Here is an 11,450-nt window from a genome sequence, read left to right on the forward strand (position 1 = left end):
CGGCCCGTGTGCGTTTTGTGACGGTGCTACCCAAAACGCGCAGCGGCAAGCTGCTGCGCCGCGCGATTCAGGCAGTGTGTGAAGGGCGCGACCCCGGCGATCTGACGACCATGGAAGATCCCGGCGCGCTCCAACAAATCCGCGATCTGTTGGCATAAACGAGCAGGAGTTTGTGCCGGCCGGGGCCGGCGCGTCGGGCGAGCCTGTCATGACGCGCTTTTTTCGGTGGCACAATCTGTTTTGCATTGCAGGCCCTTCCCATGCCACAGTCGCATCCGCCAACCGGTTCAGCCGTGTCGCGGAAGGTTAATAAACCAGCTTTAACCAGCTAATGTTCCCTGAAGGGGGACGGAGGTCAGCGAGATATGAGTGATTCCAGCTCCAATGGTTCGAACACGGGCTCGTCCGTGTACCAAACCTACCAAAACAACACCTACCTGTTCGGTGGCAATGCCCCGTACGTCGAAGAGATGTACGAGAACTACCTTGCCAACCCCGGTAGCGTTCCAGACACCTGGCGCGACTATTTCGATGCGCTGCAGCACGTGCCTGCCGCGGACGGAAGCATCTCCAAAGACGTGGCCCACCTTCCGGTCGTCAACGCCTTCGTCGATCTGGCCAAAAAGGGCGTCAAGCGCACCGTCCAAGCCACCGGCGCCGATTCTGAAATGGGCCGCAAGCGCACCGCCGTGCAACAGCTGATTGCCGCCTACCGGAACGTGGGCGCCCGCTGGGCCGACCTGGACCCCCTGAAGCGCGTGGAGCGCGACGACATTCCCGAGCTGGAGCCGTCTTTCTACGGCTTCAACGATGCGGACCAGGAAACTGTTTTCAACATCAGCAACACCTTCTTCGGCAAAGAGTCCATGAGTCTGCGCGACCTCATGAACGCCCTGCGCGAGACCTACTGCGGCACCATCGGCGTGGAGTACATGTACACCACCGACCAGAACCAGAAACGCTGGTGGCAGCAAAAACTGGAGGCCACCCGAAGCAAGCCCCGTTTTGATGCTGACAAGAAGAAGCACATCCTCGAGCGCCTGACCGCGGCCGAGGGCCTGGAGCGCTACCTGCACACCAAATACGTCGGCCAGAAGCGTTTCTCGCTGGAAGGTGGCGAGAGCTTTATTGCTGCCATGGATGAGCTGATCCAGCAAGCCGGTGCCAAGGGCATTCAGGAAATCGTGATTGGTATGGCCCACCGCGGCCGCTTGAACGTGCTGGTGAACACCCTGGGCAAGATGCCCGCCGATTTGTTCGCCGAGTTTGACCACACCGCCCCGGAAGAGCTGCCCGCTGGTGACGTGAAATACCACCAGGGCTTCAGCTCGGACATGTCGACCTCCGGCGGCCCGGTTCACCTGTCCCTCGCATTCAACCCCTCGCACCTGGAAATCGTGAACCCGGTGGTGGAGGGCTCGGTGCGCGCCCGCATGGACCGCCGCGACGACCCCAAGGGTCGCCAGGTGCTGCCCGTGCTGGTGCATGGCGATGCCGCCTTCGGTGGCCAAGGTGTGAACCAGGAAACCCTGGCGCTGGCCCAGACCCGTGGTTACACCACTGGCGGCACGGTGCACATCATCATCAATAACCAGATCGGCTTCACCACCTCCGACCCGCGTGACATGCGCTCCAGCGCGTTTTGCACCGACATCGTGAAGATGGTCGAGTCGCCGGTACTGCACGTGAACGGCGACGACCCCGAAGCCGTGGTGATGGCAACCCAGCTGGCCCTGGAGTTCCGTATGGAGTTCGGGCAGGACGTGGTGGTCGACATCACCTGCTTCCGCAAGCTGGGCCACAACGAACAGGACACCCCGGCGCTTACGCAGCCGCTGATGTACAAGAAAATCGCCTCCCACCCCGGCACCCGCAAGTTGTACGCCGACAAGCTTGCCGCGCAAGGCCTGGGCGCTGATTTGGGCGACACCATGGTCAAGGAATACCGCGCCGCGATGGACGCCGGCAAGCACACCGTCGACCCGGTGCTGACCAACTTTAAGAGCAAGTTCTCGGTGGACTGGTCGCCGTTCCTCGGCAAGAAGTGGACCGACGCCGGCGACACCGCCATTCCCATGACCGAGTGGAAGCGCCTGTCGGAAAAGCTCACGACGATTCCCGAGAACGTCACCCCGCACCAACTGGTGAAAAAGGTGTACGACGACCGCGCAGCCATGGGCCGCGGCGAAGTCAACGTGGACTGGGGCATGGGCGAGCACATGGCGTTCGCCTCGCTGGTGGCCAGCGGCTACCCGGTGCGCCTCTCCGGCGAAGACTGCGGACGCGGCACCTTCACCCACCGCCATGCGGTGATTCACGACCAGAAGCGTGAAAAGTGGGATGCCGGCACCTATGTGCCTTTGCAGAATGTGGCTGACAACCAGGCCCCGTTTGTTGTCATCGACTCCATCCTGTCCGAAGAAGCAGTGCTGGGCTTTGAGTACGGCTACGCATCCAACGATCCCAACACGCTGGTGATCTGGGAAGCGCAGTTTGGCGACTTTGCCAACGGCGCGCAGGTGGTGATTGACCAGTTCATCGCCTCCGGCGAAGTGAAGTGGGGCCGCGTGAACGGCATCACCCTGATGCTGCCGCACGGCTACGAAGGCCAAGGCCCTGAGCACAGCTCGGCCCGCCTGGAGCGCTTCATGCAACTGGCTGCCGACACCAACATGCAGATCGTGCAGCCCACCACAGCCAGCCAGATCTTCCATGTGTTGCGCCGCCAGATGGTGCGCAACCTGCGCAAGCCGCTGATCATCATGACGCCCAAGAGCCTTTTGCGTAACAAGGATGCGACTTCGCCGCTGTCCGAGTTCACCAAGGGCAGCTTCCAGACCGTCATTCCCGAGAATATGGAATTGAAGGCTGACAAGGTCAAGCGCGTGGTGGCCTGCTCCGGCAAGGTGTACTACGACCTGGTCAAGAAGCGCGAAGAAAAGGGACACGACGACGTGGCCATCATGCGGGTGGAGCAGCTGTACCCCTTCCCGCACAAGGTATTTGCCGCGGAACTGAAGAAGTACCCCAACGCGACCGAGGTGGTCTGGTGCCAGGACGAGCCCCAGAACCAGGGCGCCTGGTTCTTCGTGCAGCACTACATCCACGAAAACATGCTGGAGGGCCAGAAGCTGGGCTATTCGGGGCGCGCTGCGTCCGCGTCGCCGGCTGTGGGCTACGCCCATTTGCACCAGGAGCAGCAAAAGGCTCTGGTCGAAGGCGCATTCGGCAAGCTCAAGGGCTTTGTGCTGACCAAGTAAGGCAGCCACAGCACCGCACCCCCCTCTAACGAATTACTGAAAGATTTGATATGGCCATCGTAGAAGTCAAAGTCCCGCAGCTGTCTGAGTCTGTGGCGGAAGCAACCCTGTTGCAATGGAAGAAAAAAGTCGGCGAAGCCGTGTCGGTAGACGAGATCCTGATCGAAGTCGAAACCGACAAGGTCGTGATGGAAGTCCCGGCGCCCGCAGCAGGTGTGTTGGTTGAGCTGGTGGTCGCCGACGGCGCCACCGTCGCAGCCGAGCAGCTGATTGCACGCATCGACACCACCGCAGTGGCTGGCGCCTCGGCCCCTGCCGCTGCTCCGGCTGCTGCGGCGGCCGCCCAAGCACCTGCCGCAGCCGCACCGACTGCCAATAATTCCAAGGCCGGCGTGGCCATGCCCGCAGCCGCCAAGCTTTTGGCGGACAACGGCCTGTCGGCTGCCAATGTGGCGGGCACCGGCAAAGACGGTCGTATCACCAAGGGTGATGTGCTCTCCGCCGCCGCTGCTCCTAAAGTAGTAGCTGCCTCCGCAATCCCCACGGGCGTTCCGACCACTTCTTTGCCTCAAGTGGCAGCGCCCGCTGTTAACCTGGCCGACTCGCTGGCCGGCCGCCCTGAGCAGCGCGTGCCCATGAGCCGCCTGCGCGCCCGTGTGGCAGAACGCTTGTTGCAGTCGCAGGCCAGCAACGCCATCCTGACCACCTTCAACGAGATCAACATGGCCCCGGTCATGGAGATGCGCAAACGTATGCAGGAGCGTTTCGAGAAAGAGCACGGGGTGAAGCTGGGCTTCATGAGCTTCTTTGTGAAGGCCGCAGTGCATGCCCTCAAGAAGTTCCCTGTGCTGAACGCGTCGGTGGACGGCACCGATATCGTTTACCACGGCTACTTCGACATCGGTATCGCGGTGGGCTCGCCCCGCGGCCTGGTGGTGCCTATTCTGCGCAACGCCGATCAGATGAGCTTTGCCGACATCGAGAAGAAGATCGCCGAGTTCGGCCAAAAGGCCAAGGACGGTAAGCTGGGCATTGAAGACATGACCGGCGGTACCTTCTCGATTTCCAACGGCGGCACCTTCGGCTCGATGATGTCCACCCCCATCATCAACCCGCCCCAGAGCGCCATCCTGGGCGTGCACGCCACCAAAGACCGCGCCATGGTCGAAAACGGCCAGGTCGTGGTGCGCCCGATGAACTACTTCGCCATGTCCTACGACCACCGCATCATCGACGGCCGCGAAGCCGTGCTGGGCCTGGTGGCTATGAAGGAAGCGCTGGAAGATCCGGCCCGCCTGCTGTTTGACATCTAAGGAATAGCCACCATGAGCAAACAATTTGATGTGGTCGTCATCGGCGGCGGCCCCGGCGGCTATATCGCTGCCATCCGCGCAGCCCAGCTGGGCTTCAACGTCGCCTGTATCGACGAATGGAAGAACGCCGCCGGCGGCCCCGCCCCCGGCGGCACCTGCACCAACGTGGGTTGCATTCCGTCCAAGGCGCTGCTGCAGTCCTCGGAGCACTTCAACCACGCCAACCACCACTTTGCCGAGCACGGCATCGAGGTCAAGGGCGTGAGCATGGATGTGGCCAAGATGCTTGCCCGCAAAAACAACGTGGTCAAGCAAAACAACGAAGGCATCCTGTACCTGCTTAAGAAGAACAAGGTCGCCTTCTTCCACGGCCGTGGTTCCTTTGTCAAAGCCGGTGACGCCGGTTACGAAATTCAGGTGGCTGGCGCGGCTGACGAAGTCATCACCGGCAAGCAGATCATCATTGCCACCGGCTCCAACGCCCGCGCTTTGGCCGGCGCGCCGTTTGATGAAGTCAACATCCTCTCCAACGACGGCGCGCTCAATATCGGCGCTGTTCCCAAGAAACTGGGGCTGATAGGCTCCGGCGTCATTGGTCTGGAAATGGGTTCGGTTTGGAAGCGCCTGGGCGCCGAAGTCACCATCCTCGAAGGTCTGCCCGTGTTTTTGGGTGCGGTGGACGAAGGCGTTGCCAAAGAAGCCCTCAAGGCGTTCACCAAGCAGGGCCTGAAGATTGAGCTGGGCGTCAAAGTCGGCGAAATCAAGAACAGCAAAAAGGGCGTTTCGGTGGCCTACACCAATGCCAAGGGCGAAGCCCAGTCGCTGGATGTGGACAAACTCATCATCTCCATCGGCCGGGTGCCCAACACCATCGGCCTGAACGCCGAAGCCGTGGGCCTGGCGCTGGACGAGCGCGGAGCTATTGTGGTGGACGCTGACTGCAAGACCAACCTGCCCGGCGTCTGGGCGGTGGGCGATGTGGTGCGCGGGCCCATGCTGGCGCACAAGGCTGAAGAAGAAGGCGTTGCCGTGGCCGAGCGCATTGCCGGCCAGCACGGTCACGTGAACTTCAACACCATCCCCTGGGTCATCTACACCAGCCCCGAAATTGCCTGGGTAGGCCGCAATGAGCAGCAACTCAAGGCGGACGGCGTGGCCTACAAGGCCGGTCAGTTCCCTTTTCTGGCCAACGGCCGCGCACGCGCGCTGGGCGACACCACCGGTTTTGTGAAGTTCCTGGCGGATGCCACGACCGACGAAATCCTGGGTGTGCACATCGTGGGCCCGCAAGCCTCCGAGCTGATTTCCGAGGCCGTGGTGGCCATGGAGTTCAAGGCTAGCGCAGAAGACATCGCCCGCATCTGCCACGCCCACCCCTCGCTGAGCGAAGCAACAAAGGAAGCGGCGCTGGCGGTCGATAAGCGCACGCTGAACTTCTGATTTTTAGGGCTGAATAGGCTGCTAGCGCCCGTGGATATTGCGCTAGCAGCTTCTCTTTTTGTAGCAACCGGAGCCAAGCATTGAGCGTTAAAGAGGCCTACGAAGCCGAGCTGAAAGCGCGTGGCTACACCGCAGACCCCGCCCAACTGCGAGCGGTGGAGGCTCTTCAGCGATGCGCCGACGACTGGGCGGCCTACAAAGCCAAGCGCTCGAATGCGCTCAAGAAGTTGCTCAACCGGCCCGAGATTCCGCGTGGCGTCTACATGTTTGGCGGGGTAGGGCGGGGCAAGAGCTTCCTGATGGATTGCTTCTTCAACGCCGTCCCCATCAAGCGAAAGACCCGGCTGCACTTTCATGAGTTCATGCGTGAAGTGCATCGCGAACTGGTGGAGTTGCAGGGCACGGTCAATCCGCTCGATGAATTGGGCAAGCGCATGTCCAAGCGATACCGGCTGATTTGTTTCGATGAGTTCCATGTGGCCGACATCACCGACGCGATGATTCTTCACCGGCTGTTGAACGCCCTCTTCGACAACGGCGTGGGTTTTGTCACCACCTCGAACTTCAAACCTGACGACCTTTACCCGGGCGGCTTGCACCGCGACCGCATTCTCCCGGCCATTGCGCTGCTCAATGCCAAGCTCGAAGTGCTCAATGTAGACAACGGCACCGACTACCGCCGCCGCACTCTGCAAGACGCCAAGCTGTACCACATGCCCAACGGCCCGCAGGCTGAGGCCGCCATGACGGTGACCTTTAACGCACTGGCCGAGCAGCAGGACCAGGACCCGGTGCTGCACATCGAGGCGCGACAGATTCAGGCCCGCCGCAGGGCCGGTGGAGTGGTCTGGTTCGATTTCAAGCCCCTGTGCGGCGGCCCGCGGTCTCAAAACGACTACCTGGAGATTGCCTCAACGTTTCACACAGTGTTTCTCAGCGGCGTGCCGTACATGCCGGTGCGTATGGCCTCGGAGGCGAGGCGCTTCACCTGGCTGGTGGATGTGCTGTACGACCGTCGAGTCAAGCTGATTCTCTCGGCGGATGTGGCACCTGAGGCGCTGTACACCGAGGGGCCGATGTCACATGAGTTCCCGCGCACTGTTTCGCGCCTTACCGAAATGCAGTCGCAGGAGTTTCTCGACCTGGAACGGCGTACGGTGGACACCCGTCTGACATGAAAACCTTTGCGTGTGCCTGCTGGGTTGCGCTTGCGCTGACCTTGGCCACGCCGGCAGGGGCCCAGACACCTGCGGCCGACACCTTAGAGGCGGTAGAGGCAGAGCGTACCCAGCTGCAAAATGAGAGCGCCAGGGCTGAGGCAGCTTGTTATGAGCGCTTTGCTGTGAATGCCTGTCTGGCCGATGTGGCCGCCCAACGCCGCGCCCGGGCGGCCCTGCTGCGCAAGCGAGAAATCGTGATTCGTGATGTCCAGCGCGCCGAGCGCACGCGCGACCAGCTCCGTGTGCTGGATGAAAAAGCCGCTGAGCAGCAGCAACGTGCGCTGGAAGCAGGTCGCGCCGCGCCCGCGGAACCGGCCGCTGCCAAGTCGCCCCCCGCGCAGCAAAAGGCGGGCGCCTCCGGCACACGCGCCGACAAAGTCAAGACCATCACCCCCGAAGAGGCTGCAGCCAATCGCGCGGCGTTCGACGCCAAGCAGGAAGAAGCTGCGCGCTACAGGGCCGACCTGGAAAAGCGCCTGCAAGAGAAAAAAAACAGGGCGGACCCCCTGCCGGTGAGCCCTCAAGGATCCAGCGGCTCCACCTTGACGATGACCAGCGACAGGTTGTCGCCGCCCCCCCGGGCGCGGGAACGCGCCTTCTCAATCAGGAACTCCGAAGCCTCGCGCGGCGACAGCGCAGAGAGCACCGCGCTCAGCTCCGTCGAGGTGAAGTAGTGCCAGATACCGTCGCTGCAGGCCATCAACACATCGCCCGCGCGCAAGGCCGGAATGTAGTGAAAGTCCACCGGCGGCTCGTTCTCGGTGCCAAGGCAGCCAATCAGGATGTTGCCTTGGGGATGGGTCAGCGCCTGTTCTTCGCTAATCTCGCCGCGCTGGACCAGCGCTTGCACATAGGAGTGATCCAGTGTTCGGCGAATGAAGCGGTTTCCGTGAAACTGATACAACCGCGAGTCGCCGCTGTGAGCCCAGTGGCACTCGCCGCCGGGGTTGATGAGAAAAGCGGCCAATGTGCTGTGCGGCTCCTCCTCTGCAGAGATGGCCGTTAACTTGATGACCAGATGGGCCTCCTGCGCGATTTGCCGCAGGGTGGCCACAGGGTCATCGGTGGCAGGGTCGTAGCGTTCAAACAGCTGCCTGGCCGTGAGCATGACCTGGTCCGAGGCCTTGCGCCCGCCGCTTCGCCCGCCCATGCCGTCGGCCACGATGGCCAGAAGACAACCGTTGATGCGCGGATGCTTCAGGAGCGAAACCTGATCTTGCTGGTACTCGCGGTCACCCTTATGGATGCCAGTCGATGCGCTGAGGCGGTAGCCGGTGGGCATGGTGTGATTGCTGCGATTGGTACGAGTGGTGTGAACCGGCGGGGCGATTGTTGGTGCCTTGGCGCCAGTGCACCTTATTATCAGGCTCACCTATTTCAGCCCGCTTGGCTCCAGGCATCTTGTTGCTTCACGGCATTCGCACCTTGACCCACACCGCAAGCCCTCCCATTCCATCGCCGTTGAAACATGCCGTTTTAAGCACCCGGGGTTTTCGTGGGGTGTTTGTCTGATGGCAGATTTGGTAGAGCGCGTCGAGCAGGTGTTCGGGACTGGCGGTGTTCTGGAGGCGCTGGTTCCTGAGTACCTGCCACGCAGCGGGCAGCAGGACATGGCCCGCGCGGTGGCGCAGGCCCTGCAGGACAAGGAGGTGCTGGTGGTGGAGGCCGGAACCGGTGTCGGTAAGACCTATGCCTATCTGGTGCCCGCGCTCTTGAGCGGGGGACGGGTCCTGTTATCCACTGCCACCAAGGCGCTGCAGGACCAATTGTTCGCGCGTGATATTCCGGCTTTGTTGGCCCCCCTGCAAGTGCCGGTGCGCTTGGCCTTGCTCAAGGGGCGCAGCAGTTATCTGTGCCTGCACCGCCTGGGCGTGGCGCGCCACCATGGGCTGCTGCAAGCGCCGGGTGATTTGCGTTTACTGGGACGCGTCGAGGTGTGGGCCAGCGCGACTGAGAAGGGGGATGTGGCCGATGTGCCCGGTCTGGAAGAGTCTGCGCAGATGCTGTCCTTGGTCACCTCTACCCGCGAGAATTGCACTGCATCCCAGTGCCCCCGCTTTGCGGAATGTTTTGTCTACCGCGCGCGGCGGGAAGCCATGAGCGCGGACGTAGTGGTCATCAACCACCACCTGTTCTTTGCAGATGCCCACGTGCGCGAGTCCGGCGTTGCAGAACTGCTGCCCACGGTCAACGCTGTCATCTTCGACGAAGCCCACCGGTTAAATGACATCGGTGTGCAGTTTTTGGGGCGGCAGTGGTCCACCGGGCAGTTGCTTGCCTTGGGGCGTGATGTGGTGTTTGCCGGGCTGCAGTGGGCGCGGGGGCTGGCAGACTGGCAGCTGTTGGTCGAGCAGATGGAGATGGCCACCGTCGATTTGCAGGCCGTGTGCCCCGAGGCGGGCATGGCGGCCGGGCGACTGCCATGGCAAGACGAGGTGCCATCCGGCATCCCCGCCGGATTGTGGCAACGCAGGCTGCTGCGTGTGAGCGTCTCCCTTGAGGCATTGCGCGAAGCATTGGGTGGCGTGGTAGGTGCGCACCCGGCTTTGATGGCACTTGGAGAGCGTGCTGCAGACTTGGCTACCCACCTGGAAAAGGCGGCAGCCCCGGCTGAGGGCAGCCTAGTTCGTTGGATCGATAACGGAACCCGTCTGCGCATGGTGGAGAGCCCAATGGACATCTCTGAGGCTATGCGGGCCAAGGTGGGCCCGAATGGGGGAATGGCTGGAACCATGGCCTGGATATTCACCTCGGCAACGTTGGGGCCGGGCGGCAACTTCGACTGGTTTCTCGCCAGCACGGGCCTGCAGGGCGCAAAAACGTTGCGGGTGGGGAGCCCGTTTGACTACCAGCAGCAATCGGCGTTGTATGTGCCTCGGCCGTTTGCCGCGCCCTCAGACCCTGCGCATAGCGCCCAGCTGGCGCATTTGGCGGTCGAGGCCCTGCAGATTCTGGGTGGCCGCACCCTGATTTTGACCACCACCTTGCGGGCCATGCGCCTGATTGCCGACGGCATCCGCAATGGCTTACCCGGACATCTGGATGTGACGGTGCTCACCCAAGGCGAGCGGTCCAAGCGGGACCTGATGGATCAATTCTTGCGGCGCGAGGGCGCTGCTTGTGTTTTGGTCGCGTCCGCGTCGTTCTGGGAGGGGGTGGATATTCCCGGTCAGGCGCTGCAGTTGGTCATCATCGACAAAATTCCTTTTGCGCCGCCCGATGACCCTTTGCTGCAGGCGCGCTGCCAGAGTGTGGAAGCGGCGGGCGGTAGCGCCTTCAAAGATGTCCAGTTGCCGATGGCAGCAGTGGCGTTGCAACAGGGTGTGGGGCGTCTGATCCGCCGGGAGTCAGACCGCGGCGTGCTGGTGGTGTGCGATACGCGCCTGCGCGAAAAAGGCTATGGCCGCACCTTGATGGCTGCCTTGCCGTCGATGAGAGCACTGGCCGGGCCCGAGGAGTTTGAGGACGCGCTGCGTCAGCTCACCACAATTTCCACCACGGGTCCGTATTCTCTTTCCAGCCTCTAACCAGAAACTCGGACCCGGGGTAGGTTTTTTCAAGAATGCGCCTGGCGTCGTCGCGCAGCTTGTCCATGCCGAGCGCGTCGTAAGACTTGTAGAGAATGAAGAGCGCTTCTTCGGTGGCGGGCACATCGCGGTAGTCGGTCAGGCACTGCTGGGCGCGGTTGGCTGCGGCCAGGTAGGCGCCACGCTTGTAGTAATAGCGCGCCACATGGACTTCGTACTGGGCCAACGAACCAACGATGTAGTTCATCCGCTGGCGGGCATCGGGCGTGTACTTGGAATCGGGGAAGCGCACGCTGAGTTCTTTGAACGATTCAAACGATTCCTTGGCTGCCTTCTGGTCTCGCTCGGCAAGGTCCTGGCGGGTAATCGACGACAGCAAGCCCAGGTCGTCATTGAAGTTCACGATACCTTTGAGGTAGATCGCATAGTCCATCGCGGGGCTGGCGGGGTGCAGCTTCATAAAGCGCTCCAGCGTAGCCAGAGCCTGGGCCTGTTCGCCGGCTTTAAATTGCGCGTACGCCTTGTCGAGCTGTGCCTGTTGAGCCAAAGGCGTTCCGGCAGCGCGGGCCTCGAGCTTTTCCAGCAGAGGTACCGCTTTATCCCACTGCGACGAGCTCATTTCGGTTTTGGCTTCCGCATAGAGCTGGTTCGGGCTCATGCCAGCGGTTTTGTCGATTGGGGCCGTCGAGC

The 11,450-nt window shown here is 62.0% G+C and carries 7 protein-coding genes; 5 read left to right on the plus strand and 2 right to left on the minus strand.

Annotated features, from left to right (window positions below; all coding sequences use genetic code 11):
* The first annotated feature begins 365 nt into the window (after positions 1–365).
* From Q0O05_RS09055 to zapE, 4 genes are all read left to right on the plus strand, one after another.
* Positions 366–3,260 carry a 2-oxoglutarate dehydrogenase E1 component gene (locus tag Q0O05_RS09055; protein ID WP_293662287.1) on the plus strand — a complete coding sequence of 965 codons (2,895 nt, stop codon included), beginning with the start codon at positions 366–368 and terminating at the stop codon, positions 3,258–3,260.
* Positions 3,261–3,310: 50 nt separating this feature from the next.
* Positions 3,311–4,573 (plus strand): 2-oxoglutarate dehydrogenase complex dihydrolipoyllysine-residue succinyltransferase, encoded by a 1,263-nt coding sequence (gene odhB, locus Q0O05_RS09060; RefSeq protein WP_293662289.1) that lies wholly within the window; start codon positions 3,311–3,313, stop codon positions 4,571–4,573.
* Between the two features lie 12 nt (positions 4,574–4,585).
* Complete coding sequence (gene lpdA / locus Q0O05_RS09065; RefSeq protein ID WP_293662291.1) at positions 4,586–6,013, plus strand: dihydrolipoyl dehydrogenase; 1,428 nt, start codon at positions 4,586–4,588, stop codon at positions 6,011–6,013.
* Between the two features lie 80 nt (positions 6,014–6,093).
* The gene (gene zapE / locus Q0O05_RS09070) at positions 6,094–7,191 is read left to right on the plus strand and encodes a cell division protein ZapE (RefSeq protein WP_293662293.1); all 1,098 of its coding nucleotides are present in this window, start codon (positions 6,094–6,096) and stop codon (positions 7,189–7,191) included.
* A 562-nt stretch (positions 7,192–7,753) separates the two neighbouring features.
* Here the strand turns inward: zapE and Q0O05_RS09075 are convergent.
* Positions 7,754–8,515, minus strand: a complete 762-nt coding sequence (locus Q0O05_RS09075) for a protein phosphatase 2C domain-containing protein (RefSeq protein WP_293662295.1) — start codon at positions 8,513–8,515, stop codon at positions 7,754–7,756.
* A 229-nt stretch (positions 8,516–8,744) separates the two neighbouring features.
* Between Q0O05_RS09075 and Q0O05_RS09080 the strand changes: the two genes are divergently transcribed.
* Positions 8,745–10,760, plus strand: coding sequence for an ATP-dependent DNA helicase (locus Q0O05_RS09080; protein WP_293662297.1), 2,016 nt, complete (start codon positions 8,745–8,747; stop codon positions 10,758–10,760).
* On the opposite strand, the gene Q0O05_RS09085 is transcribed toward Q0O05_RS09080, so the two are convergent.
* On the minus strand, positions 10,714–11,450 hold a 737-nt coding region (locus Q0O05_RS09085; RefSeq protein ID WP_293662298.1), incomplete at its 5' end, for an outer membrane protein assembly factor BamD. The two genes, Q0O05_RS09080 and Q0O05_RS09085, sit on opposite strands and share 47 nt — an antisense overlap.

The organism is Rhodoferax sp. OV413, assembly GCF_945881795.1.
Taxonomy (GTDB): domain Bacteria; phylum Pseudomonadota; class Gammaproteobacteria; order Burkholderiales; family Burkholderiaceae_C; genus Allorhodoferax.

What these genes read in the sequence shown, in the direction of transcription:
- Q0O05_RS09075 (WP_293662295.1), bottom strand. Translation starts at nt 8,515, where the DNA reads ATGCCCACCGGCTACCGCCTCAGCGCATCGACTGGCATCCATAAGGGT.
- Q0O05_RS09055 (WP_293662287.1), top strand. Translation starts at nt 366, where the DNA reads ATGAGTGATTCCAGCTCCAATGGTTCGAACACGGGCTCGTCCGTGTAC.
- lpdA (WP_293662291.1), top strand. Translation starts at nt 4,586, where the DNA reads ATGAGCAAACAATTTGATGTGGTCGTCATCGGCGGCGGCCCCGGCGGC.
- odhB (WP_293662289.1), top strand. Translation starts at nt 3,311, where the DNA reads ATGGCCATCGTAGAAGTCAAAGTCCCGCAGCTGTCTGAGTCTGTGGCG.
- Q0O05_RS09080 (WP_293662297.1), top strand. Translation starts at nt 8,745, where the DNA reads ATGGCAGATTTGGTAGAGCGCGTCGAGCAGGTGTTCGGGACTGGCGGT.